Here is a 25,052-nt window from a genome sequence, read left to right as displayed (position 1 = left end):
TGTCGCCAATCTTCGGCGACCGCCTGCTCGAAGCGGCCGGCGTGCGAGCCATGGGGAAGGACCTATGTCGGCTGCGCTGCTCAACGTCGTGATCGGCCTGGTGACCAGCGTCTTGAGCGGCGGAGGCGTCTGGCTGCTGAACCGCGCGAAGCGCGCTCGGACGCTGCATCGGAAAGCCGCTTTCTTCGGGCTCGAAGGCGGTGCGCCGTGTGTCGTGGTGATGAACGACAAGTACAGCAAGCCCGGCACCACGGCCCAGGACGACGTCCACGCGCTCGTCGAGATCGCGATGCTCGGACGGGAACTGGGCAGTCCCGTCGCCATCCGCCAGGCGCGGGAGTTCCGGGAAGGCAACGGCTCCAGTACCGAATTCTGCATCGGCGGCCCGTCGGGCGGTTCCAATCCGCGGACCGGCGGGCATCTGGCCGCGCACCTGCCCGGCGTCACCATCCTGCCTTACGGCGACGGCGACGACTCGATGGCGTTCCTGATCGGCGGTGAGAAATTCCGGTATGAACGCGGTCAGCGAGAACGCGCCCTGGTGGCCAAGTTCCGTCCCGGCCCCGATTCCCGGCCGGTCTTCGTGATCTCCGGGCAGACCGCCCTCTCCAATCGCGCCGCCGTCCACTTCTTGAAACGGCGGCACCGCGACCTGGCCGACTCGTTGGAGAACGCCGAAAGGTTCTGCCTGATCATCCGAACGGACGACATAGGAACGTACGGCCACGAGGCGGCCACTCTAGAACGTGACGTGACTCGTGCCGCCTTCGTCCCGGCGAACGGCGACGGCGAGGCCGCCGGCGAAACGTAAAGGAAACACGCGATCAGATTGCCTCTTCGCGGGAGGGTCGGACCGGTCCGGCCTGCCGGGAAGGGAGAATCGCGCATGGCCGTGAATCGACGATCGGCGCTCGGGCTGATGGGGGCCGCACCGCTCGCCGCGAGCGGAGTCCTGGGGGCCGGGACGGCGAACGCGACCGCCGGCCGCGAGGGTCATGGCCGGGTGCCGAAGAGCCTGCGGCCGGGAGGCGAATTCGACCTGTTCGTCCGGGAGCAGGCCCGCAAGGACGAGTTCTCGGGCACGGTCCTGCTCGTCCATTGGAGCCGCCCGGTGCTGTCGCGGTCCTACGGGATGGCCGACAAGCAGCGGCGGATCCCCAACGGCCCGGACACGATCTTCTCGCTCGGCTCGATCACCAAGGTCTGCACCGCGATCGCGCTGGCGCAGCTCGCCGAGCAGGGCAAGGTGGCGTACGGCGAGAAACTCGGCGCCTACCTGGACGGCTTCCCCGCGGAGGTCGCCGACAACGTCACCATCCACCAGATGCTCACCCACACGTCGGGCATGGGCGACTACCGCATGGAGAACAAGAACTACCCGGATGAAGCTGCCAAGTGGAACAGCGAGAAGGAGGTCATGGACGGCGTCATGACCTTCGTCCGCAAAGGAAAGCCGCATTTCACACCCGGAACAAGTTACCGGTACAGCAATTCCGCCTATGCCGCTATCGGCGCCATCGTCGCGAAGGTTTCCAACCAGTCGTATTACGACTACGTACGGGAACACATCTTCGCGGCGTCCGGCATGCCCGGCGCGAATTTCTACTCCAGGCCGGAATGGCGCGACAACCCGCGCATCGCCCACCCTTACACGATGACGCCGTCGGGACGTGTCGACGACGTCGGCAACCGCGATTTCGTCGACTCCCCCGCCGGCGGCGCCTTCTCCAACGCGGCGGGCCTGGTGCGTTTCACCGACGCCCTGCTCGGCCACAAGCTGCTCGGCCGCACGTTCACCGAGCTCATCACCAGCGCGAAGGTCCCCATGCGGCCCTTGCCGCACAGGCCCGGCGAACCGGCCAGGATCGGCTTCTCCGGGTACGGCCCTGGCGTCGTCCTCCAGAACGGCCAGTGGATCATCGGGCACAACGGAGGCTCCCCCGGCGTGGACGCCAACTGGTACTGGTACCCGCACTCCGGCTGGATCGTGGTCTTCCTCTGCAACTACGACCAGCGGACCAGCGGACCGATCGTGTCGCTGGCGGACAAACTGATCACCGGGCAGCGCTGACCGTCCACAAACCAAAAGCCGCAGATCCAAGGATCTGCGGCTGCTTCATTCGTGTACCCCCGAGCGGATTCGAACCGCCGTTACCGCCTTGAGAGGGCGGCGTCCTAGGCCACTAGACGACGGGGGCGTGTGTCCGCTGTGTACGGACGCAGCTGGGGTACCAGGACTCGAACCTAGACTAAGTGAACCAGAATCACTCGTGCTGCCGATTACACCATACCCCAGTGAGGTACGGGCGCCCGTGCCGTTAGAGGCTGGGTCGCTCGCGCCTCGATGAGAATACAGGACCTTGGGACTGCGACCAAAACGATTGGCGCAGCCGGCCCGCCGGGCCGGAGCCCCCGTCCGCCCGGCCCGGCGGGCCGTCATCCAGGTGAGTCCGCGGGCGGGTCCGCGGGTTCCATGGCGAAGAGTTCGAGCTGGACGTCGTCGGGGTCGCGGAAGCACAGGACGGGCCCGAACGGCGTCTCGGCGACCGGCGAGCAGGTGACGCCGAGGTCGACGAGGCGGGCGTACCACTCTTCGAGGGCGGCGCGGTCGTCGACGGCGAAGGCGAGATGGTCGAGGCCGGCGCGGCGGTGGTCGAAGGGGCCGGCGGCGTCCCGGTGCTGGACGAGGCCGAGGACGGTCAGCCGGCCGGGGAGGATGCAGATCGTCTCCAGCCAGCGGTCGTCGTCCTGCACGTGGAACGGGGTGAAGCCGAGGACGTCCCCGTACCACTGGACGCTCTTGTCCCGGTCGGCGACGGAGAGGGAAAGGTGGGAGAAACCGGTGACCGACGGCGGCATGCGCACTCCTTTACTCCGGTTCGGAGTATCGACGATACTCTGAACCGGAGTATCGTCAAGGCCCATGCCACGGGAACTCACGACGACGTCCTTCGCGATCCTGTCGTTGCTCGCCGTCCGGCCCTGGACGACGTACGAGCTCAAGGAGCAGATGAAGCGCGCTCTGCAGTCGGTGTGGCCGCGCGCGGAGAGCGTCCTGTACGAGGAGCCGAAGAAGCTGGTCGAGCACGGGCTCGCCCGGTCGCGCACCGAGTACACGGGGCGGCGCAAGAGCACGGTCTACGAGATCACCGAGGAGGGGCGCGCCAGCCTGCGGCAATGGCTGGACGAGCCCGGCGCCGGACCCGTGCTGGAGTTCGAGGCCCTGCTCAAGGTGGCCTTCGCCGACCACGGCGATCTCGGGCAGTTGCGCTCCACGCTGCGCCGGATACGGGACGACGCCGAGCGGCGCGTCGCCATCACCGAGGCACGAATGGCCGAGTACGAGGAGGGCGGCCCGTATCCGGACCGGCTCCCCGTGATCGCGCTGCCCGCGAAGTTCCTGCGGGAGCAGAACGCGCTGCTGCTGCGCTGGGCCGAATGGGCGCTGGCCGAGGTCGAGCACTGGGACGGCGTGACCCCGCAGACCGGCGCCCGCGTCCCACCGGACGCCTTCACCGGATAACGCCGCACCGCACCCGGCGCGATGGGGCGGTCAGCGAGTGAAGTCGGGTGGGCCTATGTGGCGTTGCCCCCAGTCGACGAGGGGACGCAGCCGCCGCCATGATTCGCGGACCCGCGTCACCACCTCCGGCGTCGCCATCCACGGGTCGGCGGGCCAGCCCTTGTGGGCGTAGAGGGAGCGGTGCCGTAGCAGGTCCAGCCGCGGATGGTCCTCGGGCGTGCCGCGCGGGCGGGTCTTGAGCCGGTCCCCCGCGATCTCCATCCCGGCGGAGCGCAGGTCGTCCACGATGCTCTGGAGTTCAGGGCCGTAGAGGTCCGAGCCGACCGCTTCACGGTAGCGGCGGAGCTGGTCGGGCGTGGGGGCGTACATGCCGCCGGCGACCATCAGCCCGTCCGCGTCGACCTGGACGTAGAACCCTTCGCTCGTGTGGCCGCCCTGGTGCGTCTTGTACGGCGTCTTGTCCTTGCTGAACCGGACGTCCCGGTACGGGCGGAAGAGCTTGACCGCGCCGAACTCCTCCTCAAGTTCGGCGCACAGCTCGACCAGGGGTTCACGCACGTGGCGCTCGTACGTTTCCTTGTGGGCCGTCCAGTACGCCTTGCTGTTGTCGACCTGCAAGCCCTCATAGAACGAGAACGCCTCGTCGGTGAAGCCGCCGACCGCCATGGCTCTCCCCTTCAGTCCCGGGCGACGACGCGGTTGGTGAGGCTGCCGATGCTCTCCACGGTGACGGTGACCTCGTCCCCGATCTCCAGCGGGCCGACGCCGGCGGGCGTGCCGGTGAGGATCACGTCGCCGGGCAGCAGCGTCATGACCTGGCTGACGTACTCGACCAGGGCCGGGATGTCGTGCAGCAGCAGGGAGGTGCGGGAGTCCTGCCGGACCTCGCCGTTGACGCTCGTGCTGATGGCCAGGTCGGCGGGGTCGGCCTCCGTCTCGATCCACGGGCCGATCGGGCAGAACGTGTCGAAGCCCTTGGCCCGCGTCCACTGCCCGTCCTTCGCCTGCAGGTCGCGGGCCGTGACGTCGTTCGCGCACGTGTAGCCGAGGATGACCTCGGCGGCGCGGGACGCCGGGACCTCGCGGCACATCCGGCCGATGACGACGGCCAGCTCGCCCTCGAAGTCGACCCGCTCGGACAGCTTCTGCGGGTAGGCGACCGCCTCGCCCGGCCCGATCACGGCGGTGGACGGCTTGGAGAACACGACCGGCTCGGCCGGGGGCGTGTCACCGCCCATCTCGCGGACGTGGTCGGCGTAGTTCTTGCCGATCGCGATGACCTTGCTGGGCAGGATCGGCGCGAGCAGCCGGACGTCGGCGAGCGGAAGGCGCTGTCCGGTGAACGTCAGATCACCGAACGGGTGGGCCGCGATTGCCGCGACGGTGTTCTCCTCCACCACGCCGAAGGACATGCCGTCGTCGGTGGAGAACCTGGCGATACGCATGGTCGAGAGCCTAGCGCCTGCCTTAGAAGCCGCAGGGCCGGCCGTTGAGCTTGCAGTTCTTCGGGGTGGACGTCGCGCCCGACGCGCCGAACTGGACGTCCCACGTCCCGCCCGGCGGGATCGCGGGCGCGCCGTCCAGGTTCGTGATCTCGACGCTCGACCCGCCGCTGACGAGCCGCGCGCCCCAGATGTTCTTCACGACCGCGCCGGGGACCTGGAACGTGAGACGCCACGTCCGCATCGGCCTGTCAGTGCTGTTGGTGAGGACCATCTTGCCCTCGTAGTACCCCTGGCTCTGCTGGACGAGCTGGTACGTGATGCCGTCGCCGTCCAGCACAGGGCCGATCGGCGCGCTCGGCGCGGCAGGAGCCTGGGACGCGGGCGGCTGCCCGGGCACCCCGCCCGAGGGACCGGCGGTCGACGGAGGCGTCGCGGGCGCCTGGCCGGGCGGCGGCCCGCCGGGGTCGCCGGGTGACGACTGTGCGGCGGACGGCGATGACGACGGCGTCGGCGCTGCCTTCCCCGTCGTCTCGGAGCCGCGGTTGTACAGCAGCACACCGACCGCGGCGATGGCGAGGAGCAGCACTATGCCGATCAGCGCGATGAGCAGCAGCGGACGTCGTGAGCGAGACTGCCCGGACGGCCCGACCGGCCCGACCGGCGGCACTCCCCCGGACGGCGATGCGGCATGCGGCATCGCCGGTGCGGTCGCCTCATAGGACGGCGGCACCGTCGACTCAGCGGGAGGCGGAGGCACGTACGCCTGCGGCTGTGCCTGCGCGGGGGCCGGAGCCCCGGCGGCAGGGTTCGTCGATTCCGCCTCGGCGCCGAACTGCTCCGTCCAGCGCGCCTCCCCGGCCACGGGAGCCGCCGCCTGCGGTCCGGCGGGCGGAGGCGGCGCCTGCTCGTGCATCGCCGGCTGCTCAGCCGCGGGAGTCTCCTCGACGTCCTCGGGCACCGTGACCGGCTCAGCCGCCGACGCCTCCTCGCCCGGCATCTCGAAGGCCATCACCTTCGGCGGGACGCGAATGTCGGAGACGGTCACGGACGAGCGGTCCTCCGGCTCATCCTCTGGATCGTCGTCCAGGTCGTCCGCAGGGACGTCTTGGAGCGTTGCAGCCGCGGGCTCTACCGCGCCCTCCGCAGGGCCCTGGACGTCGTCGTCCTCGGGGTCGTCGATCGGCACGTCGGCGAACGTGGCGCCCAGGTCGTCCTCCGGCGCGACGTCCTGGGAGGTCACGCCGGGGTCGATGAGATCGCCCACGGGCTCGTCGACGATGGTCGCCTCCGGCCCCGGCCCGGCGGCGGGCTGGGGATCCGCGACCTTTCCGGGGACGCGGAACTCGGCGGTGGTCTTGTGGTCCGGGGGCACGTACCCGGGCTCCTCGCCGCTCACTTCGTCCACCTTCCGCTGTCGTCGATCTCATGGAGTCCGACGATGAGCGTGGCGGTTCGGTTCATGACGAACCGGGAGGCGTCCGAACGCGTCAGCCGGTCGGGGCGGGTTCCAGCCCGCGGCGCGCCGCCTGCCGCAGCTGCCGGTTGAGCATGTCGGTGATCAGCTCGATGGCGTCGGGGGTGGTGGCGTCCTGCGCGCCGCTGAGCCAGCGGGTGGCCTCGGCGAGCAGGTCCTCGGCCGAGTCGGCGGCGGAGTCCGCGTCGGCGAGCAGGCCGAGGACGGCGCCGAGACGCAGCGCCGCGTCCGCGCGGCCCGACTCGGCGGCCCGGCGGAACCAGCCGGCGGCCTGCTCCAGGTCGCCCTCGCGCTCGTAGGTCTCGCCGAGGCCGAACGCCACGTCCGCCCACGTCCCGTCCGTCGGACGCCCAAGGTCCTCGGGGCTCCAGGGTCGGACAGGCATGCGATCACTCCGGCAGGTCGGTCAATTGAGAGACGGCACGTGGGAACCGTCACACGTGCCGTACCGGACCTATGGTGGACGCTCCACCCGAAATCCGCCACCGATTTAGCGACTTTCGGCGAAATTACTGCGCAGCCACCGCGATACAGGCGGAAACACGCCGTCTACGGCACACATCCAGCCGGGGCGGGCGGGTCAACAGGAGCGGAAGCGCCCGAGGCGCGGCCCCACGACGGCGGCGAAACTGACCACGGCGCAGACGAGCGTCACGGGCGCGGGCGCTCCGACGCGGCGGCCGGTCTCAGCCGTGATCAGCAGGGCAACGCCGCCCGCCACGACCGCACCGGCAAGATCCGTGACCGCCGCAGAGGCGGGGACGCGAGGCTCGGGCACCGGCGTCAGCACCAGGCGCGGATGTGCGCTCTCGGTCGGAGCCTCCGGGCAGACCATCACCATTCGCGTCTCCGGACCGGCGCCACACCGGGCCTGGCCTCGCGCCCTGCTCTCCATGGCGATCTCTCCTCGTCAGGCTCGCGGCCGCTATGGGCCCTCGACGATCCGTGCGGGTTCGACCCCCCACGGTTTCGACGCTCGCAGGCTGGGTGCTCGCGAAATGGGTGTTCATGGGCTCGACGCCGCTGGGCTGGACGGTCGCGGGGTCTGCCGGGAGGGCGACGGCCTTCCTCGGGTGGCGTTCCACCACAACGACGTTGACCAGGGGCGCGCGCCGCCCCCACACCTGTTGCTTACGGGGCTCACGGAGGTTCAGATTCCGCGTGCGGAAGCCCATCCAGAAGACATTGAGGTAGAGCAGGAGGAACAACGTGGCCGGGCCCAGGACCCAGAGAGCGATGGTGAGGCTGCCGGTCATCTCGACGCTCCTTCCAACGGAATGCCGGGAGGATGAACCCGACCAGCTGGTCCAGGTGCCTAGGCGCCTAGGCGCCTGACCACCCAGTTGATCTATCCGGTACCATCGGTGCCCATCAAGCCTTCTGACTCCAGCCATACCGGGTTTCGTCCTACTAAGGGTGTAACCAGCAACCAGACGGGCAAAACCTACTCGCAGCAACTACTTCCGTTGATTGCAATGAGAGTGCCATGGCAGACAACATCCCTAAGTACCGCCAGATCGCCAAGGACCTCCGCACCCGGATCGACAGCGGGGAGCTCGCACCCGGCACCCAGCTGCCGACCGAGAAGGAGCTGGCCGATCTCTGGGACGTGTCCCCCAACACGATCAAGAAGGCCCTCAACGAGCTGCGCATGGACGGCCGGGTAGAGACCGTCCCGCAGACGGGGAGCTTCGTCACCGAGGCCGATCAGCCGTTCGTCATCACCCTGAACCACACGGAACTCGACGATGAGCGCGCGCCCGGGCCGCGCTACGGCAGTGGTGAGGGCAGGGCATTCGAGATAGAGGCGCGGCGGCAGCGTCACGAGGCTCAGTTCTCGAAACCCGAGGTGCAGGTCGAGGACGCCGAGGATTTCCATATGAAGGCGTTCGGCATCCCGCCCGTCCCGGAAGGCCAGCTCAAGCCGCAGATCGTCCGCCGGTCCCAGCGGCGGTTGGTGGACGGCAAGCCGAACTCGCTCCAGCACTCCTACTACAGGCTGGAACTGGCGATCGAGGCGCAGCTGCTGCTCAACTCCGCGGACATCGTCGAAGGGACCGTCGCCTACCTGCAATCGTGCGGCCACGTCCAGGCCGGTTACGAGGACGTGTTCAACGCGCGCCCGCCCACGGCGGAGGAGCGCAAGTTCTTCCGCCTGTCCAAGGACAGCCTCGCCGTGATGGAGCACATCCGAACCGCTTACGACCAGAACGGCGAACCCATCCGCCTCACCATCACCGCGTACAAACCCGGCGCCACTCTGATCCGGTTCATCGCCGGGGAGGTGCCCGACGAGGTGTGGCAGAAGGGATCGTCCTGACGCGCTCCGGCTACCGCATCCGCCTCGCGCTGCCGGACGAGATCGGCATCGTCCTCGGGCTCATCGACGACGCGGCGGCCTGGCTGCGGTCCAAGCACACGACGCAGTGGCGCAGCCCGTGGCCCTCCGCTGATCAGCGCTGGAAACGCGTCCACGAAGCCCTCCTGAACCGGGAGACATGGCTGCTGCTCGACGCGGAACGTCCAATCGGAACCGTCAGCATCAGGTCCAGCGGCCACATGGAGCTCTGGACGCCGGAGGAACGCGCGGTCGAGGCCGTCTACCTGCACCGGCTGGTCATCGACCGCGCCTACGCGGGTGCCGGCCTGGGCGCCGAGCTCATCGGCTGGGCCGGACGCGAGGGCGCGTCGCGGCAGCGGGACGCGCGGCTGATCAGGATCGACGTCTGGACCGACAATGTCGAACTCCACGCCTACTACCGCCGCTTGGGCTTCAGGCACGTCGCGATCCGCACCACGTCCGACCGGACCCCGTCGGGCGCCTTGTTCGAGCGGCCGCTCGACCCGCCCGAGCCCGCGCGCCACCCCCGTATCACCAAATGGCCCGGTCATTGAGCCTGGACGGGCACGGTCAGACGAAGCGGACGAGCATCAGGTCGCTGTCGGGGCTCTTGCGCCAGTAGACGGCGCCCGGGTCGGCCGACATGCCTTCGACCTCGCTCGCGATGATCAGCGCCCGGTTGATGCAGTCGGTCTTGTTGTAGCCGGTCAGCTCCTGCATGCGCTGGAGGGCCTGGACGGCCTTGCCGGTCAGGTTGACCGTCACGCGCTCGGGCTGCGGAACCGCATCGCCGCGGTGGGGCGGTTCACCGTCGTCCATGCTCCCACCCGAGGTGTCGGAGGCTGCTCGGGAGTTCGTCATGAGCGCGTTCTCCAATCCGGGGGCGGAGGCCGGCCCCGCCGTCCGTCCGGCGCGGGGTGCCGAACGCTCGCCGGTCAGCGATATTACAGCGTTCCAGCAGCGAATCCATGCCCCTCGTCGAGGGTGCAGGTTGGTGGTTCCCGCGCCAGATGGCCGAAAACCTCCACAATCACAGCTCTGCCTGACGGTTACCATCAGGCCAGCTTATTCTCGCCTGTCTTCATACAGTTATTATATGGTCTTCGTATGTATCGCTGGGTAGGCTGACGGCTGGGGAGAAGTGGGGACACGACGCCGGGAGGGCGGGCGTACACTACGGCGCACCTTCCCGGGGGAAGGACTACTTCGTGAGCACTGACCGTTTGGGGGCGCTGCTGCGGAGGCGCACGGCCTCGCGCGGCGGCCGGGCTGCTGAGCTCGAAGGTCACCACGCCCGCGACGCTCCTGGCCGTCGTCCTGGGATACGCGCTGGACGGCTCGCCCGGCGCCGTGATCACCGGCGGCCTGACGTTCCTGACGTTCCCCGTGGTGAGCATGACCAACGCGTTCGTCCAGTACATGCGGGCTGGGACGGTGCAGGCGGCGCCCATCGAGCCGCCGCCCGGGGCCGCTCCCCCGCCGCCGGTCGCCGCCCCGGCCGGGTCACCGTCCGGGGACCTGATCGAGGTCCCGCGGAGCGCCTCCTACGACGGGACGACGTTCTGGGGGTCGCTCACGCCCGACGAGCGCCACACCCTCCTCGCTCTGGCGCGCCGCCACGTGTTCCGCAAGGAGGACACGCTGTGCTGCGAGGGCGGGCCCGCCACCGAGGTCATCGTGATCCTTTCCGGCTGGACGCGGGTATGGGTCGACGAGGGCCTTGACCAGCGGATCCTCGCGTTCCGCGGCGCGGGCGAGCTGATCGGCGAGCGGGCGGCGCTGATGGTCAAGGACCGGTCCGCCAACGTGACCGCCGAGGGCGACGTGCAGGCGCTGCGGGTCGGTGCGCGCGACTTCGGGATCTTCCTGGACGCTCACCCGCGCGTCCGGGCCGTCCTGGAGCAGCAGGTCTACCGGCGGCAGGTCGAGCGGACCGAGCCGCCGGTGTCCCGCACGCTGCCGGACTGGTCCGGCGGCAACTGCACGATCCTGATCACCGACATCACCGGTTTCAGCTCCCCGGCGCGCACCGACGCCGACCGCAGGCACGTCCTGGACGCCATGTACCGGCTGCTGGACGAGTCGTTCACCGCCTCCGGTCTCCGGCTGGCGGACTTCTACGAGGAGGACCGCGGCGACGGCGCGCTCATCGTCGTCCCGCCGACGACGCCGACCGAGGCGGTCATCGACCCGATGCTCGCGCGGCTGGCCGCGGAGCTGCGCCGCCACAACCGCCGCGCCGCCGACGCGGCCCGGATGCAGCTGCGGGCCGCGCTGCACGTCGGTCCGGTGCAGCGCGGCCCGAAGGGCGTGTCCGGCATCTCGATCATCACGGCGCGGCGGATGGTGGACGCGCCCGCGGTGAAGAGGCGGGTCGCCGACACGGGCGCCGACCTGGCCTTCGTCACGTCCGACTTCGTCTTCGAGACCGTGATCACGTCCGCGCCGGGGTTCGTCGACCCCGGCCGCTACGCGCGCGTCCGGGTGCGGCTGAAGGAGGCGTCGCTGTCGGCGTGGCTCACCCTCGAAGGCGGCGAGTCGCGGCTCCGCGCCGTCTGAATCCGCCGGGCGTCAGGCGGCGACCAGGTCCTGGTAGTCGGGGTGCCTCTCGATCCACCTCTTGATGAACGGGCAGACCGGCGCCACCGACAGGCCCCGCGTCCGGACGTCGTCCAGGACGCCCCGGGCGAGCGCACCGCCGACGCCCTTCCCCTCGAACGCGGACCCGACCTCGGTGTGGACGAGGGCGATGGCGCCCTCCCGCAGCTCGTACTCGACGAACCCGGCGAGCTCGCCGTCCAGCCTGATCTCGTAGCGGTTCTGCCCGGCGTTGTCGGTGATCTCGGTGCTCATGCCCCCGATAATGCCCGCCGAGCCGAAGTAATTCCCGGTCAGCCCGCCTCGTAGCCGGCGCGGAGGAGGCAGTAGGTGACGGCTTCCTCCAGGGCCTGCCAGGACGCGGCGATGACGTTGTCCTCGACGCCGACCGTGCCCCATTCGCGTTCGCCGTCCCCGGACTCCACCAGCACCCGCGTGCGGGCGTCGGTGCCGTGCGCGCCCTCCAGGATGCGGACCTTGTAGTCGACGAGCTCCAGCCGCGCCAGCTCCGGGTAGAGGCGGCCGAGCGCGATGCGCAGCGCGTTGTCGAGGGCGTTGACGGGGCCGTTGCCCTCGCCCGTGGCGATGATCCGCTCGCCCTTGGCGTGCAGCTTGACGGTGGCCTCGCTGATCATGGAGCCGTCCGGGCGGCGCTCCACGATCGACCGCCACGACTCGACCTCGAAGTGCCGCTGCCGGACGCCGGTCAGCTCCTCGCGCAGCAGCAGCTCGAACGAGGCGTCCGCGGCCTCGAAGGTGTAGCCGTCCGACTCCAGCTTCTTGACCTTGTCCACGACGGCCTTGGCCTTCTCGCCGGACAGGTCGTAGCCGAGCTCGCGTCCCTTCAGCTCCACCGACGCGCGTCCGGCCATGCTGGACACCAGCATCCGCATGTCGTTGCCGACGGCGGCCGGGTCGATGTGCTGGTACAGGTCCGGGTCGACCTTGACGGCGGACGCGTGCAGCCCCGCCTTGTGCGCGAACGCCGACAGGCCCACGTAGGGCTGCTGGGAGCTCGGCGCGATGTTGGTGACCTCGGAGACGGCGTGCGCGATCCGGGTCATCTCGGCGAGCTGCGCGTCCGAGACCAGCGGCATCCCGCGCTTGAGCTGCAGGTTCCCGACGACGGTGAACAGGTTGGCGTTGCCGCTGCGCTCGCCGTACCCGTTCGCGCACCCCTGGACGTGGGTCGCCCCGGCCTTCACGGCGGCGAGCGAGTTCGCGACCGCGCAGCCGGAGTCGTCGTGGCAGTGGATCCCGACGCGGACGCCGAGCGACACGACGTCGTGGACGACGTCGGCCAGCTCGTCCGGCAGCATGCCGCCGTTGGTGTCGCACAGCGCGACGACGTCCGCGCCCGCCTCGGCGGCCGTGCGGACGGCCTCCAGCGCGTACGCGCGGTTGGCCTTGTAGCCGTCGAAGAAGTGCTCGGCGTCCAGGAAGACTCGTTGGCCCTCCGCACGCAGGTGGGAGACCGTGTCGCGGATCATCGCGAGGTTCTCCTCCAGGGTGGTGCGGAGGGCCAGCTCGACGTGCCTGTCGTGACTCTTGGCGACAAGGGTCACGACAGATGCGCCGGAGTCGCGCAGCGCGGCAACCTGAGGGTCGTCGGCGGCCCGCACACCGGCCCGGCGGGTCGCGCCGAACGCGGTGAGCTGCGCGTGCGTCAGGTCGAGCTCTGTTCGAGCGCGCCTGAAGAACTCGGTGTCCTTGGGGTTGGCTCCGGGCCAGCCGCCCTCGATGAAGCCCACGCCAAGGTCGTCCAGGTGCCGCGCGATGGCGAGCTTGTCGGGCACGGAGAGGTTGAGCCCCTCCTGCTGCGAGCCGTCGCGCAGGGTGGTGTCGTAAACGTGGAAAGCGTCGCCTTGCATTGCGTGGTACCCCCAAGGGGCTGCGCCAGGACACAAAAAAGACCCCTCACGGACGTGAGAGGTCTGCGCGCCGGCGCTGTCCCGTTAGCTGCTGCCGGCGCGCCAGCCGATAATCACGAGGCTGTCGCGCATGATGTGCGCCAGTCTGCCACATGGTTCGCGTTCCTGGGACATCCGTCTCAGATGGTGAGACGGACGGGAGCCCGCCGAGACGCCGCGGCCCCGGCACGCACGGTGCCGGGGCTGCGGAAACGCGACATCAGACGATCTTGTGGACCCAGCCGTAAGGGTCGGGACGGGTGCCGTACTGGATGCCGACCAGCGCCTCGCGCAGCCGCATCGACACCTCGCCCGGTTCGCCGTCGCCGATCGTCCACTCGCGGTCGGCGCCCTTGACCCGGCCGACCGGGCTGATGATCGCGGCGGTGCCGCAGCCGAACACCTCGGTGATCGCGCCGGACTCGCAGCCGGACTGCCACTCCTCGATGCTGATCTTGCCCTCCTCGGCGGGGATGCCGAGGTCGGGGGCCAGCTTGAGCATGGAGTCGCGGGTGACGCCGGCGAGGAGCGTCCCGGTGAGCGCGGGCGTGAGGATCCGGGCCTGCGTGCCGGAGCCGTAGACGAACAGCAGGTTCATCGAGCCGACCTCCTCGACCCAGCGGTGCTCGACCGCGTCCAGCCAGACGACCTGGTCGCAGCCCTCCGCGACGGCCTGCGCCTGCCCGGCGAACGAGGCCGCGTAGTTCCCGCCGGTCTTGGCCTCGCCGGTGCCGCCCGGCGCGGCGCGCGTGTAGTCCTGCGACAGCCACACCGAGACCGGCTTGATCCCGCGCGGGTAGTACAGGCCGGACGGGGACGCGATGACCATGAAGAGGAACTCGTTCGCGGGGCTGTTGACGCCGAGCGCGCGGGTGGTCGCGAACATGAACGGGCGCAGGTAGAGGCTGTGCCCCTCGGTGTCGGGCACCCAGTCCTTGTCGGTGCGGACGAGGAGTTCGATCGCGTCCACGAACAGCTGCTCGGGGATCTCCGGCATCGCCATCCGGCGCGCCGACCGGTTCATCCGGGCCGCGTTCATGAACGGCCGGAAGGTGACGACCGAGCCGTCCGGCTGCTTGTAGGCCTTGAGGCCCTCGAACAGCTCCTGGGCGTAGTGCAACACCTGGCTGGCCGGGTCCATCGGGATCGGACCGTACGGCTCGAGTCTCGCGTCGTGCCAGCCCCGGTCGGCGGAGTACCGGATCGTGACCATGTGGTCGGTGAAGTACCGGCCGAAGCCGGGATCGGCCAGGACGCGCTCGCGTTCGGCGGCGGTCGCGGGCCGGTCCGTGCGCGTGATCTCGAAGTCCAGGGTGTCGCTCATCGCGGTTCTCGTCCTCTCGCGGATCGCCGGCACGGCCCCATCGCCGTTGCGGCTTCCTAGTCCCTATTGTCGTACTTCGTCCAGACTCACTCCTTCACCGACCACTCGCCCTCCGGCGCGGGGCGGACCCGGGGGGAGGAAGAGTGTTCGTCACGGCGCACACTAAACCGGGCGCGCCGCGAGGGCACGCCCGGAGTTTCTCTGTTCCGCTGACCGGCAGAGAGGCGCGCCCTCAGCCGGATACTCGCTTGGCGATCGAGTCGCCGATCTGGGACGTGGACCGCTCGCCGAGGGCGGCGCGCTCGGCGAGGTCGTCCGAGACGGCCTGCTCGACGCGGCGGGCGGCGTCGCCCGCGCCGATGTGGTCGAGCAGCATCGCGACGGACAGGATCGTGGCGGTCGGGTCGGCCTTGCCCTGCCCGGCGATGTCGGGGGCGCTGCCGTGCACCGGCTCGAACATCGACGGCGCGGTGCGGTCGGGGTTGACGTTGCCGGACGCGGCGAGCCCGATGCCGCCGGCGATCGCGGCGCCGAGGTCGGTGATGATGTCGCCGAACAGGTTGTCGGTGACGATCACGTCGAACCGCCGCGGCTGCGACACGAAGAACATCGTGGCCGCGTCGACATGCAGGTAGTCGGTCGTGACCTGCGGGTACTCCTGCGCGACCTGCTTGAGAACGCGCTGGTACAGCTCTCCCGCGAAGGTCAGGACGTTGTCCTTGTGGACGAGCGTGAGCCGCTTGCGGGGTCGCGCGGCCGCGGTCTCGAACGCGTACCGGACGACCCGCTCGACGCCGAAGGCGGTGTTGACGCTCTCCTGCGTGGCGACCTCGTGCGGGGTGCCCTTGCGCAGCACGCCGCCGACTCCGGTGTACGGGCCCTCGGTGCCCTCCCGGACGACGACCATGTCGACGTCTTCCGTGGTCACGCCCGCCAGCGGCGTCGCGACGCCCGGGAACAGCTTCACCGGGCGCAGGTTGACGTAGTGGTCGAGCGCGAACCGGGCCCGCAGCAGCAGCCCGCGCTCCAGCGTCCCGCTCGGCACGCTCGGGTCGCCGACGGCGCCCAGCAGGATGACCTCCTGCTCGCGCAGCTCGTCCAGGACCGAGTCGGGCAGCGTCTCGCCGGTCCGGTGCCAGCGGGCGGCGCCGAGGTCGTAGGACGTCCGCTCGAACGCGAGACCGCTGGACGGCGACACGGCGTCGAGGACCTTCAGCCCTTCGGCGACCACCTCGGGACCGATCCCGTCCCCCGGGATGACGGCCAGACGAACGCTGCGGGAAACCATGCGCGCACTCTACTGCAAACGTCTCAGTGCGTGGGCTTTGATCTCACATCTCGGGACGATCATCCCGTTTCAGCAGGGAGCAGTCACCGCACATCCCGCCGTCCGGGACGCGGTAGTACAGGCAGCAGCTCCGCCGGACGTACCCGTCCGGCCCGAACGCCCCCGCCCCGGCCAGCGGCTCCCGCGCGAGCAACTCCCGGACGACCTCGCGCCGAGCCGCGTCAGGCGGCCCCACGTTCAGGCTCCCGGCGAGAGCGGAGGCCGCATTGCCCCAGACCAGCCCTTCCGCGAGCCCGACGAAGGTCGACATGACGTCACGAAGCGGCTTGAGCAGACCGTCCACGACCATGGGCCGGATGAGAGCCGCGGCTTCGCCGGCCCCGTCCACCCGCCACCCGGACGGCTCGTCCAGCCGGAACGCGATCGCCTCCCCCGGCGCCCAGTACCAGCGCAACCGCCCCAGGTCGGGGACGACACCACGCGCCGCCGCCGCAACGACCGGCGACCAAACCCGCGCAGCAAGCCCTTGAAAGACCAGCGACCCCGCCACCCGCCGCTCCTCGGTACCGAGCCTCTCGGCGTAGTCCTCGGTCAGCGCGACGAGCCGGGCAGGATCACCAGGAAACGGCTCCCAAGCGAGAGCGTCCTCCGCTCCGGTGACGATCTCGAAGTACGGCCCGAGCCGGGCCACCTCCCCCAGCACCCGGGCCACTTCGGCGGAACCCACGTCGAGCGCCATAGCCCTCAGTGTCCCACCGCGACAACCTCAGCCGTCGCCGCAACCACGCAACGACCTCAACGCCTGCGATCGCGTCCGAAGGCAGGTTCGAGCTTGCGAGAACCTGATCGCGCAGCGAGCCGCCAAGGCGAGACAAAGCGATGCAGCGATCGCGCGCAGTGCTCGACGATGGAGGGCGCTCAGCGCCCGACGGAGGAGAGAAGCGCTAATCAGCCCTGCGGTCCAGGGCGGCCTGCAGGGCGCGGGCGGCTTCTTCTTCGGCGTCGTCGTTCGGGGCGTTGTTCAGGGTGTCGTACATGATGATTCGCTCCGTGTCGCTGTGCTGAGACCAGTGGGGCCGCCGGGACGCCGTGGTTCGCACGGTCCGGCGTCGGCATCGGACTCACGGCCAGGCAGAGCCTCCGCAGCGGGTGCCGGCCTGCCGATGATCAGGCCCCGCTGCGGCAGCGAAGGATTACTACGAAGCGCCGCATGACTATCTGCGAGATTACCCCCCGGTGCGGCGGACTGTCCCGACCCGTGGCGGAAAATCTCACGATCTGAGACGCGGAGCGTGTGAGAACCGCCACGGGTTGGGACGTGCCGGAAAAATCAGCTTTCGAGGTCGACCCGGCGGCCCATGTCGGCGCCGACCTCGGCGGTGATGGCGTCGACGAGCTGCGGCGGGATGGCCGAGTCGACGGTCAGGGCGATCAGCGCCTTGCCGCCTTTGGCGTCCCGGCCCACCTGCATGCCCGCGATGTTGACCTGCTCGTCGCCGAGGATCTTGCCGACCGCGCCCACGATGCCGGGACGGTCGACGTAGGAGAAGAACGCCATGTGCTCGGTCGGGACGAGCTCCATGTTGTAGCCGTTGATCTCGATGATCCGCTCGGCGTGCTTCGGGCCGGTGAGCGTGCCGGACACCGACACGACGTCGCCGTCGGCCATCGTGCCGCGCACCTGCACGACGTTGCGCCAGTCGGGGCTGTCCTCGCTGGTGGTGAGGGTGACCTCGACGCCCCGGTCGCGGGCCAGCAGCGGCGCGTTGACGAACGTCACCGTCTCCTCGATCACGTCCAGGAAGACGCCCTTGAGCGCGGCGAGCTCCAGCACCTTGACGTCGTGCTCGGCGATCTCGCCGCGGACGACGACGTCCAGCCGGACGGGGACGCCGCCGGCGAGGGAGGTGAAGATCCGGCCGAGCTTCTCGGCGAGCGGCAGGCCGGGCTTGACGTCCTCGGCGACCGCGCCGCCCTGCACGTTGACCGCGTCCGGGACGAACTCGCCGGACAGCGCGAGCTTCACCGACCGGGCGACCTGCGTGCCGGCCTTCTCCTGCGCCTCGTGGGTGCTGGCGCCGAGGTGCGGGGTCACCACGACGCTGTCGTGGTGGAACAGCGGGCTGTCGGTCATCGGCTCGGTGGTGAACACGTCGATGCCGGCGCCGGCGACGCGGCCGTCCTTCAGCGCGAGGTCGAGGGCCTCCTCGTCGACGATCCCGCCGCGGGCGGCGTTCACGATCCGCACGGTCGGCTTGACCTGCCGCAGCTCGCGGTCGCCGATGAGGCCGAGCGTCTCGGGCGTCTTCGGCAGGTGGACGGTGATGAAGTCGGACTCGCGGAGCAGCTCGTCCAGTGTGACGAGCTTCACGCCGAGCTGGGCGGCGCGGGCGGCCTGCACGTAGGGGTCGAACGCGATCACGTTCATGTCGAAGGCGGCGAGGCGCTGCGCGACGAGGACGCCGATGCGGCCGAGGCCGAGGACGCCGACGGTCTTGCCCTGCAGCTCGACGCCGGTGTACTTGGACCGCTTCCACTCGCCCTGCTTGAGGGCGCCGTGGCCCTGCGGCACGTTCCGGGCGGTGGCGAGCAGCAGCGCGATCGCGTGCTCGGCGGCGGTGACGATGTTGGACGTGGGCGCGTTGACGACCATGACGCCGGCCTTGGTCGCGGCCTCCACGTCAACGTTGTCCAGGCCGACGCCCGCGCGGGCGACCACCCGCAGCTTGGCGGCGTGCCGGAACACCTCGGCGGTGACCTTGGTGGCGCTGCGGACGATCAGCGCGTCGACGTCGGCGACGGCGGGCAGCAGCCGTTCGCGGTCGGCGCCGTCGACGTGGCGGACCTCGTAGTCGGCTTCCAGCACGGCGATGCCGGCGGGCGAGAGTTCTTCGGCGACGAGGACGACGGGCTTGCTCAAGGCAGACAGTCCTTCGGAAAGTGGATGGCCGTGTGAGTGTGTGCAGGTGACGTCACGGGTCACCTCGTCGTGCCCTCGCCCCCAGGCGTCGAGTCTATCTCCCGGCGGCCAGAGCGATTCGCGGCAGGGAGACACCTACCGGTAAGTCCTTCTTTGCCGGGATGCGCGCAGAGCGAGGCGCAGGGCGAGACGCGGAGCGAGGCGCAGGGCGAGGCCCCGTCCGCGCCGCCTCCCGGCCGCGGTCCGGTCAGGTCCAGGGCAGGGCCGGTCAGGTCCAGTCCGGCGATCCGGTCGTGGCAGGTCCGGGCGGGGCCCGAGCCCGGCCGGTCAGGCCGCGTTGGGCTCGGGCATCGCGAGCAGGACGCACGCGACCCGCTCCGCGTCGGCGACGTGGACGTGCGGGACGTCCACGTACACGCGCAGCGGCCCGGCGGGCAGCCCCAGCTCGTCGGCGACCTGGACCTGCACCTCGCGGAGCGGGATGTAGGTCAGGTAGCCGCGGTAGACGTTCTGCGACCGGAACATCGCCGTCATGATCAGCCGGTAGCCGCGGATGCGGAAGGACAGCGCCGTCAGGCTGGGCAGCCCCTCCGCCGGCTCGCCGGGGATCGTCAGCGAGATCCAAGCGCTGGTCGTCCAGGGCCTGGCCCGCAGCAGGTCGACGACCCAGCGGATCTGGTCGTTGCCCTCGAGGTCGTGCAGCCGCGGCCAGTACCGCCCGCGGACGGCCCGGCGCGTGCGCTCCTGCGCCCGCCGGACGATCCGCGCGCGGTCGCCGTGCTCGTGCAGGATCGGGTCCTCCCAGCTCAGCGAGGTGACCTCGAACAGCAGCGGCGGTCCCTCGATGATGGGGCCGCCCTCCTCGAGGCCGGCCTCGCCGGCCGTCCAGACGTGCCGCAGGACGCCGATCCACGCCTGTCCGCAGCTCTCCCAGCGCCGGACGTCCTTCTCCTCGTCCGCCGGCACGTCACGACTCCCCGCCGCAATTCGTCCCTTGGCCCGCATTGCGGATCCGGGAATAGGCCGCACGCGGCATTGCCGCGCGGGGGGTGATTTCCGCGTCGTCTCCGGCCCGTGGCTCTCCGTCGTTCTTGAACAGCATCACACCACTCATGCTCTCCGCCCCAATGCCGCCACGGCGGCGGTCGCACGAGTGTTTGCGCGGGGTCCCCGCGCCGGCCGCGGCCGTCACGGCTTTCTTCAAGTATCAGGCAAGAAGCGCTAAAACGACAGAGCAATTTAGCCAGAAGGTGCCTTCACCGTCATTCTGACCCGTGCTTCGATGATCGGTCACTTGGACAATCTGTCCAAAATGTCGTGATTATCGTGGGTTGCGGGTCCCGGACGTGCGGTGCAGCACGATGTAGCCGTCCTGCCGGAAGACCTCGCGGTACCCCTCGGCCGCCAGTTCCGCCACCCGCCGCCGCTGGTCGGCCACGCTCGGGAACGGGAACTCCAGGCGTCCGACGTAGGCGACGACCCAGGGCGCGCCGCGCGAGTGCTCGTCCCACAGCAGGACGCGGGCGCGGGAGGTCAGCGCGGGGCCGACGCCGTTGGCCGCCTCGACGAGCGCGCCGTCCGGGATCTTCGAGGCCGCGGCGGACGCGGCGCGGGCGCGGTCGTTCTGCGCCCACAGTGCGGGATCGGCGAGATGGCGGTAGGCGAAGAACGGCACGCAGACGACCATCGCCACCAGGACCGCAGCCGTCGGCAGCATGGACGGGGCCCGTCGCAGGGCAGGGATTTTGCCGCGCAGCCGTGCGGCGCCGTCCACCGCCGCCAGGACGAGCACGGCGATGATGAACGCGTTGTAGTGGTAGTGCGGCTCCCACCAGTTGCTGAAGCGGCTGTTGAGCATCCGTTCGGCCAGCAGCGGCAATGCGGTCAGAGTCAACGGCGACGCCAACGGAAGCAGAAGCAGCGGAAGGACGACCAGCGCCATTGTCAGAACCTTCTGCGGCGGGGTGCCGAGAACGGCCACGACGTCCCACGGATGGGTCAGCGCATGAACGGCCGCATGGGGCAGGTCCGGGCCGAGCGACCCGTACGCCCAGTAGTAGTCGTTGTCCCCGCCGAACGCGGCAATGATCACGCGAGAGGACACCCACGTGGCGACCAGGCCCACGACGACATAGGCGAGACCCGTCCGCCGCTCGCCCCTCGGCAGCAGATCGCGCAGCCGCCTGGGCCGACCTTCGTACCGGGTGAGGAGGTAAAGGCCGAAGCCCGCGAGCAGGAGCCCCATGTCCTCCTTGACCAGCAGCAGGACGAACGCCGCCAGCACCGCCTGCCCCCGCCGTCCGGCGTCGTGGCGCTCCACCATCAGCGCCGACAGCAGCGGGACGAACGCGACCTCGTGGAAGTCGAACGCGAGCGCCTCGGCGATCGGCCACGACAGGGCGTAGCCGCCGGCGGCGCAGTACGCGGCGCGGGCGCCGAGCCGGCGCTCGGTGAACCGCCAGATCGGCACGATCGCGAGGGCGAGCAGGGCGGCCTGCGCGAGCAGCAGCGTCTCCGGACCGTCGTGGATCCAGTACAGCGGCGCCAGCAGGACGAGGATCGGCGAGAAATGGTCGCCGAGGATGGAGAAGTCGGGCCCGAACTCGTTGTGGACGCCCTTCACCATCGCGACCGGCCACTCGAGGCGGCTGTACGAGCGGATCGCCTGATCGAAGATGACCAGGTCGTAGCTGCCCGACCGGAACGCCCGCAGCCGCATCAGCGAGTACGCCGCGTACAGCACGGCGCTCGCGACGATCATCGCCGTGAGCGCCGTCCGGCGCCCCGATCCTCCCCAGCGGCCCGCCGGGACCTGCTCGGCAGGCCCCTCCACCGCAACCGCCTCAGCCACGCGCCGGACGCTATCAGCAGCGCCCGGCGCGCGGCCGAACCCCTGGACGGAACCCCGCCGAGCCCTGGGAACGGAAGCCCGCGGAGCCCTAGGACAGGACGCGGTGCGTCATGGGGAGGCGGTTCCGGGTGAACGTCGCGGCGACGAGGGCCGCGGCGCACGGGATGAGCACGCCGACGGCGAGCAGCAGCGTCCACGGGACGTCGATGATCGTGCCGTGCTCGGCGGCGCCCGGCTGCTCCGGCCGGCTCGTGAGCGGCCGCGCCACCGCGAGGCCGGGGACGAGCCCGCCCGCGATGCCGAGCCAGCAGCCCGCCGCGGCGACGAAAAGCGCCTGGCACATCGTCAGCACCCGCCAGGTCAGCGGGCGGGCGCCGACCGCGGCGAGGGTCGCGAGGTCCGGCCTGGCGTCGGCCGCCGCCAGGCTCGTGGCGATCAGCGCGCCGCCGAGCGCCAGGACGGCCGCCACCGACGCCAGCAGCAGCGTGACCGTGCCGAAGGAGTCGGTGAAGCCCCGCTCGACGTACACGGCGTCCGTGTGGGGGTTGAAGGGGGCCATGGACCTCTGCAGTCGGGCCTCCTCGGCCTTCGTGACGCGGTGGTCGGCGCGGTCGACGCCGAACGCCTCCGTCCCGACGGGCAGGCCGATGCGCTCGGCGATCTTCGGCGGGACGATGGCGCGCACGCCCGGATCGCCGCCCGCGGCCACGGACGGCAGGCCCTCGACCCGCCTGAGCGTGCGCTCCGCGTCGTCGTCCCACACGAACACCCTGGCGGTCGTCGTCCCGCCCCCGGTGGGCGTCGCGCCGAACAGGACGACCTTGCCCGCGTCCAGGGCGGACGTGACGGCGGGGTCGTCGCGGCCGAGCAGCATGCGCGCCTCGCGGGCGCCCCCGACGACGTTGTCCAGGAGGACGGTCATGCCCGCCGGGTCCTCGCGGGCGATGAAGCTGAGGGCCGGGCATTCCGCCGCGTCGGCGTTCATGCACGTCCCGCCGGGGCCGGGCAGGGTCTTCAGCGGGAGGACGGGCACGCCGGGCAGGTCGCGCCGGATGACCCGCTCCGCCTCGTCCGCGCGGGCCTGGGGGGCGCGGATCAGCGCGCTTCCCATCGGCAGCGTCGCCTGGTACTCGAGCTGGCTCTGCCGGAAGTCGCTGGCGCCCCCGATGGCCAGCGCGGTGATTCCGGCGACGGCCGCGGTGATCGCGGCGACCGCGGGCGCGGTGCGGGCGCGGTTGCGGGCGCCGTCCCGGACGGCGAGCCGCAGCGGCAGCGGCAGGCGGGGCGCGAGCCGCCCGGCCGTCCCGACGATCCACGGGCACGCCAGGACCAGGCCGACGATGATCGCCGCCGCGCCGAACGCGGCCCCGAACTCGCGCAGGGGGCCGACGCCGGCCAGGGCTGTGACGACACCCGCAAGGATGAGCGCGCCGCCGCCGATCGGCCATCCGCGCCGGGACCGTCCGGGCGGGTCGCGGCGTCCGGCGAGGGCGGCGGTGACGTCCATCCGGGCGGCCTGCGCGGCGGGCAGCAGCGCGGCCAGCACCCCGCTCCCCGCGCCGAGCAGCATCGTCACGGCGACCTGGAGCCACGGCACGCGGAACGGCCCGAACGGCTCGCCCTCCGCGGCCTCGAGGGCGGGGACGGCTGCGGCCGCGGCGAGCGTCCCGAGGACCGCCCCGCCGACCGCGGCGATCCCGCCGAGGAGCAGGCCGGACGCGAGGACGACGGCGCGCAGGTGCCGGTCGGTCCCGCCCGCCGCGGCGACGAGCGCGAGGTCGCGGCGGCGCCTGCGGGCGTCCACCACCAGCGCCGGCCCGGCGAGGAGGACGACCTGCAGCAGGATCATCGTGATCGCCATCCCGGTGATGGCGGTCTCGGCGGCGCCGGCTCCCGAGTCCCCGGTGCCCTCCGCGGAACCCTCGCCCGTCCGCCACAGGACGGCGAGCGCGACGATGGCCGCGACCGGGAGCCCGATCATGCAGAGGATCAGCGCGGTGCGGCCCTTGGCGCGGAGCGCGTCTTTCCGGGCGATGCGCAGCGCGAATCGGTACCGGTTCACGGCGCCTCCTGGAGGAGGGTCTCGGGGCCGGTGCGCGCGGGCGTGGCGTCGACGATCCTGCCGTCGCGCAGGAACACGACCCGGTCCGCCCAGGCGGCGTGCCTCGACTCGTGCGTGACCATCAGGCAGGACGCGCCCGCGTCGCAGCGGCCGCGCAGCACGCGCATCACGTCCTCGCCGGTGTGGCTGTCGAGCGCGCCGGTCGGCTCGTCGGCGAGGACGAGCCGGCGGTCGCCGACCAGCGCGCGGGCGATCGCGACGCGCTGCTGCTGGCCGCCGGACATCTCGCCCGGGAACCGGCCCGCCAGCTCCTCGACGCCGACCTCCGCCAGCGCCTCCCCCGCCTCGCGGCGGGCGCGCCGGGAGCGGACGCCGTCGAGCTCGCGGGGCAGCATGACGTTCTCGGCGGCGGTCAGGCTCGGGATGAGGTTGAGGTCCTGGAACACGTACCCGACACCGCGGCGGCGCAGGGCGGACCGTCCGGACGGGCCGAGCGCGCCCAGGTCGGCGCCGTCGAGGAGGATCCGTCCGGACGTCGGCGTGTCGAGGCCGCCGGCAAGCGTCAGCAGCGTGGACTTGCCGGACCCCGACGGGCCCATCACGGCGACGAACTCCCCGGCCGCGACGTCCAGCGTCACGTCCCGGAGCGCGTGCACGAGGGCGGGCCCGGTCCCGTGGTCGCGGGAGACGTCCCGCATGGCGAGCAGGCTCATCGCCGGGCCTCCTCGTCGCTCTCCACCGGCAGGTGAGCCGGGGCCGCCGGTGGCGTGGCGCGGGCGACGTAGGTCTCGCAGTGGTCGAGCCAGCGCACCTCGGCCTCCGCCTGAAAGATCATGGATTCCAGGACGAGGCACCACGCGCGGTCGCCCTGCTCGGCGGGGACGGCGGGCGCGTCGGCCTTCAGCCGGGTGAGGTCCTGCAGCGCGCGCAGCGTGGCGCCGCGCTGGGTCTGGACGACCTGCGCGACGTCCACGCCGGGCGTGGTGACGGCCATCGCCAGCTTGATCGCCAGCTCGTCGCGGGGCCGGTCGGCGCGGACGATCGGGGTGGCGAACCACCGCCGCACGTCCGCCTCGCCCGCCGGGGTGATCCGGTAGACGAAGCGGCCCTCGTCGTCGGCGCCGACGCGGGTGACGAGCTCGTCGCGTTCGAGGCGGGACAGGGTGGAGTAGACCTGGCCGATGTTGAGCGGCCAGGTGGCGCCGGTGGACGACTCGAACTCGGCGCGGAGCTGGTAGCCGTAGCGGGGCCCCTGGGACAGCAGTGCCAGCAGGCCGTGACGGATCGACATACCTACCAAGTATGCATACCGAGTA

General features: G+C 71.0%; 24 protein-coding genes and 2 tRNA genes. 6 read left to right on the top strand and 20 right to left on the bottom strand.

Annotated elements, in window-relative coordinates:
* Positions 1-64 precede the first annotated feature (64 nt).
* Together E1287_RS08595 and E1287_RS08590 are read left to right on the top strand one after the other, a co-directional pair.
* Positions 65-811 carry a hypothetical protein gene (locus E1287_RS08595; RefSeq protein ID WP_131964317.1) on the top strand — a complete coding sequence of 249 codons (747 nt, stop codon included), beginning with the start codon at positions 65-67 and terminating at the stop codon, positions 809-811.
* A 75-nt stretch (positions 812-886) separates the two neighbouring features.
* Positions 887-2,071, top strand: a complete 1,185-nt coding sequence (locus tag E1287_RS08590) for a serine hydrolase domain-containing protein (protein ID WP_131964316.1) — start codon at positions 887-889, stop codon at positions 2,069-2,071.
* A 54-nt stretch (positions 2,072-2,125) separates the two neighbouring features.
* On the opposite strand, the gene E1287_RS08585 is transcribed toward E1287_RS08590, so the two are convergent.
* The 3 genes from E1287_RS08585 to E1287_RS08575 all read right to left on the bottom strand — a co-directional run bounded on the left by E1287_RS08585 (position 2,126) and on the right by E1287_RS08575 (position 2,859).
* Positions 2,126-2,198, bottom strand: a tRNA-Glu gene (locus E1287_RS08585).
* Positions 2,199-2,223: 25 nt separating this feature from the next.
* Positions 2,224-2,295, bottom strand: a tRNA-Gln gene (locus tag E1287_RS08580).
* A 141-nt stretch (positions 2,296-2,436) separates the two neighbouring features.
* The gene (locus E1287_RS08575) at positions 2,437-2,859 is read right to left on the bottom strand and encodes a VOC family protein (RefSeq protein ID WP_131964315.1); all 423 of its coding nucleotides are present in this window, start codon (positions 2,857-2,859) and stop codon (positions 2,437-2,439) included.
* A gap of 64 nt (positions 2,860-2,923) precedes the next feature.
* Between E1287_RS08575 and E1287_RS08570 the strand changes: the two genes are divergently transcribed.
* Entirely contained in the window at positions 2,924-3,523 is a 600-nt protein-coding gene (locus E1287_RS08570) for a PadR family transcriptional regulator (protein WP_131964314.1), read from the top strand.
* 30 nt (positions 3,524-3,553) lie between these two features.
* Here E1287_RS08570 and E1287_RS08565 read toward each other — a convergent pair whose 3' ends face one another.
* From E1287_RS08565 to E1287_RS08545, 5 genes are all read right to left on the bottom strand, one after another.
* Positions 3,554-4,189 carry a DUF2461 domain-containing protein gene (locus tag E1287_RS08565; protein ID WP_131964313.1) on the bottom strand — a complete coding sequence of 212 codons (636 nt, stop codon included), beginning with the start codon at positions 4,187-4,189 and terminating at the stop codon, positions 3,554-3,556.
* Between the two features lie 11 nt (positions 4,190-4,200).
* Positions 4,201-4,968: a fumarylacetoacetate hydrolase family protein gene (locus tag E1287_RS08560; RefSeq protein ID WP_131964312.1), complete on the bottom strand. Its 768-nt coding sequence runs from the start codon at positions 4,966-4,968 to the stop codon at positions 4,201-4,203.
* 22 nt (positions 4,969-4,990) lie between these two features.
* Complete coding sequence (locus tag E1287_RS08555) at positions 4,991-6,364, bottom strand: cellulose binding domain-containing protein (RefSeq protein WP_131964311.1); 1,374 nt, start codon at positions 6,362-6,364, stop codon at positions 4,991-4,993.
* Positions 6,365-6,455: 91 nt separating this feature from the next.
* Positions 6,456-6,827, bottom strand: coding sequence for a hypothetical protein (locus E1287_RS08550; protein WP_131964310.1), 372 nt, complete (start codon positions 6,825-6,827; stop codon positions 6,456-6,458).
* Between the two features lie 195 nt (positions 6,828-7,022).
* Complete coding sequence (locus E1287_RS08545) at positions 7,023-7,337, bottom strand: hypothetical protein (protein ID WP_131964309.1); 315 nt, start codon at positions 7,335-7,337, stop codon at positions 7,023-7,025.
* A gap of 591 nt (positions 7,338-7,928) precedes the next feature.
* On the opposite strand from E1287_RS08545, the gene E1287_RS08540 reads away from it, so the two are divergent.
* Positions 7,929-8,762 carry a GntR family transcriptional regulator gene (locus E1287_RS08540; protein ID WP_131964308.1) on the top strand — a complete coding sequence of 278 codons (834 nt, stop codon included), beginning with the start codon at positions 7,929-7,931 and terminating at the stop codon, positions 8,760-8,762.
* Positions 8,741-9,337: a GNAT family N-acetyltransferase gene (locus tag E1287_RS08535; protein WP_131964307.1), complete on the top strand. Its 597-nt coding sequence runs from the start codon at positions 8,741-8,743 to the stop codon at positions 9,335-9,337. The genes E1287_RS08540 and E1287_RS08535 overlap by 22 nt, the downstream gene beginning before the upstream one ends.
* A 16-nt stretch (positions 9,338-9,353) precedes the next feature.
* Here E1287_RS08535 and E1287_RS08530 read toward each other — a convergent pair whose 3' ends face one another.
* A complete protein-coding gene (locus E1287_RS08530; RefSeq protein ID WP_131964306.1) occupies positions 9,354-9,602 on the bottom strand; it encodes a hypothetical protein in 249 nt (82 codons plus the stop codon).
* A gap of 531 nt (positions 9,603-10,133) precedes the next feature.
* Here E1287_RS08530 and E1287_RS08525 point away from each other — a divergent pair.
* Entirely contained in the window at positions 10,134-11,342 is a 1,209-nt protein-coding gene (locus tag E1287_RS08525) for a cyclic nucleotide-binding domain-containing protein (RefSeq protein ID WP_131964305.1), read from the top strand.
* A gap of 12 nt (positions 11,343-11,354) precedes the next feature.
* On the opposite strand, the gene E1287_RS08520 is transcribed toward E1287_RS08525, so the two are convergent.
* From E1287_RS08520 to E1287_RS08470, 11 genes are all read right to left on the bottom strand, one after another.
* Positions 11,355-11,636, bottom strand: a complete 282-nt coding sequence (locus E1287_RS08520; RefSeq protein WP_131964304.1) for a GNAT family N-acetyltransferase — start codon at positions 11,634-11,636, stop codon at positions 11,355-11,357.
* A gap of 38 nt (positions 11,637-11,674) precedes the next feature.
* Positions 11,675-13,252, bottom strand: a complete 1,578-nt coding sequence (gene cimA / locus E1287_RS08515; protein ID WP_131964303.1) for a citramalate synthase — start codon at positions 13,250-13,252, stop codon at positions 11,675-11,677.
* 259 nt (positions 13,253-13,511) lie between these two features.
* Positions 13,512-14,615, bottom strand: a complete 1,104-nt coding sequence (locus E1287_RS08510; RefSeq protein ID WP_131964302.1) for a branched-chain amino acid aminotransferase — start codon at positions 14,613-14,615, stop codon at positions 13,512-13,514.
* A 232-nt stretch (positions 14,616-14,847) separates the two neighbouring features.
* Positions 14,848-15,903 carry a 3-isopropylmalate dehydrogenase gene (locus tag E1287_RS08505; protein ID WP_131964301.1) on the bottom strand — a complete coding sequence of 352 codons (1,056 nt, stop codon included), beginning with the start codon at positions 15,901-15,903 and terminating at the stop codon, positions 14,848-14,850.
* 43 nt (positions 15,904-15,946) lie between these two features.
* Complete coding sequence (locus E1287_RS08500) at positions 15,947-16,642, bottom strand: (2Fe-2S)-binding protein (protein WP_131964300.1); 696 nt, start codon at positions 16,640-16,642, stop codon at positions 15,947-15,949.
* Positions 16,643-17,233: 591 nt separating this feature from the next.
* Entirely contained in the window at positions 17,234-18,823 is a 1,590-nt protein-coding gene (gene serA, locus E1287_RS08495) for a phosphoglycerate dehydrogenase (RefSeq protein WP_131964299.1), read from the bottom strand.
* Between the two features lie 327 nt (positions 18,824-19,150).
* Positions 19,151-19,789: a hypothetical protein gene (locus tag E1287_RS08490; protein ID WP_243718742.1), complete on the bottom strand. Its 639-nt coding sequence runs from the start codon at positions 19,787-19,789 to the stop codon at positions 19,151-19,153.
* Positions 19,790-20,144: 355 nt separating this feature from the next.
* The gene (locus E1287_RS08485) at positions 20,145-21,674 is read right to left on the bottom strand and encodes a DUF2079 domain-containing protein (RefSeq protein ID WP_131964297.1); all 1,530 of its coding nucleotides are present in this window, start codon (positions 21,672-21,674) and stop codon (positions 20,145-20,147) included.
* Between the two features lie 88 nt (positions 21,675-21,762).
* A complete protein-coding gene (locus tag E1287_RS08480) occupies positions 21,763-23,736 on the bottom strand; it encodes an FtsX-like permease family protein (RefSeq protein ID WP_131964296.1) in 1,974 nt (657 codons plus the stop codon).
* A complete protein-coding gene (locus tag E1287_RS08475; protein WP_131964295.1) occupies positions 23,733-24,449 on the bottom strand; it encodes an ABC transporter ATP-binding protein in 717 nt (238 codons plus the stop codon). The genes E1287_RS08480 and E1287_RS08475 overlap by 4 nt, the downstream gene beginning before the upstream one ends.
* Positions 24,446-25,027: a PadR family transcriptional regulator gene (locus E1287_RS08470; RefSeq protein WP_131964294.1), complete on the bottom strand. Its 582-nt coding sequence runs from the start codon at positions 25,025-25,027 to the stop codon at positions 24,446-24,448. The genes E1287_RS08475 and E1287_RS08470 overlap by 4 nt, the downstream gene beginning before the upstream one ends.
* Positions 25,028-25,052 lie beyond the last annotated feature (25 nt).

The sequence above is a fragment of the Actinomadura sp. KC06 genome (assembly GCF_004348735.1).
Classification (GTDB): Bacteria; Actinomycetota; Actinomycetes; order Streptosporangiales; family Streptosporangiaceae; genus Spirillospora.
The sequence above is the reverse complement of the archived record's forward strand: the minus strand, read 5'-3'. Positions and strand labels throughout refer to the sequence as shown.

Excerpts from the sequence above, each read along its gene's own strand:
- E1287_RS08595 (WP_131964317.1), top strand. The coding sequence starts at position 65 with ATGTCGGCTGCGCTGCTCAACGTCGTGATCGGCCTGGTGACCAGCGTC.
- cimA (WP_131964303.1), bottom strand. The coding sequence starts at position 13,252 with ATGCAAGGCGACGCTTTCCACGTTTACGACACCACCCTGCGCGACGGC.
- E1287_RS08540 (WP_131964308.1), top strand. The coding sequence starts at position 7,929 with ATGGCAGACAACATCCCTAAGTACCGCCAGATCGCCAAGGACCTCCGC.
- E1287_RS08475 (WP_131964295.1), bottom strand. The coding sequence starts at position 24,449 with ATGAGCCTGCTCGCCATGCGGGACGTCTCCCGCGACCACGGGACCGGG.
- E1287_RS08470 (WP_131964294.1), bottom strand. The coding sequence starts at position 25,027 with ATGTCGATCCGTCACGGCCTGCTGGCACTGCTGTCCCAGGGGCCCCGC.
- E1287_RS08550 (WP_131964310.1), bottom strand. The coding sequence starts at position 6,827 with ATGCCTGTCCGACCCTGGAGCCCCGAGGACCTTGGGCGTCCGACGGAC.
- E1287_RS08510 (WP_131964302.1), bottom strand. The coding sequence starts at position 14,615 with ATGAGCGACACCCTGGACTTCGAGATCACGCGCACGGACCGGCCCGCG.
- E1287_RS08505 (WP_131964301.1), bottom strand. The coding sequence starts at position 15,903 with ATGGTTTCCCGCAGCGTTCGTCTGGCCGTCATCCCGGGGGACGGGATC.
- E1287_RS08570 (WP_131964314.1), top strand. The coding sequence starts at position 2,924 with ATGCCACGGGAACTCACGACGACGTCCTTCGCGATCCTGTCGTTGCTC.
- E1287_RS08500 (WP_131964300.1), bottom strand. The coding sequence starts at position 16,642 with ATGGCGCTCGACGTGGGTTCCGCCGAAGTGGCCCGGGTGCTGGGGGAG.
- E1287_RS08590 (WP_131964316.1), top strand. The coding sequence starts at position 887 with ATGGCCGTGAATCGACGATCGGCGCTCGGGCTGATGGGGGCCGCACCG.
- E1287_RS08575 (WP_131964315.1), bottom strand. The coding sequence starts at position 2,859 with ATGCCGCCGTCGGTCACCGGTTTCTCCCACCTTTCCCTCTCCGTCGCC.
- E1287_RS08520 (WP_131964304.1), bottom strand. The coding sequence starts at position 11,636 with ATGAGCACCGAGATCACCGACAACGCCGGGCAGAACCGCTACGAGATC.
- E1287_RS08565 (WP_131964313.1), bottom strand. The coding sequence starts at position 4,189 with ATGGCGGTCGGCGGCTTCACCGACGAGGCGTTCTCGTTCTATGAGGGC.
- E1287_RS08545 (WP_131964309.1), bottom strand. The coding sequence starts at position 7,337 with ATGGAGAGCAGGGCGCGAGGCCAGGCCCGGTGTGGCGCCGGTCCGGAG.
- E1287_RS08530 (WP_131964306.1), bottom strand. The coding sequence starts at position 9,602 with ATGGACGACGGTGAACCGCCCCACCGCGGCGATGCGGTTCCGCAGCCC.
- E1287_RS08560 (WP_131964312.1), bottom strand. The coding sequence starts at position 4,968 with ATGCGTATCGCCAGGTTCTCCACCGACGACGGCATGTCCTTCGGCGTG.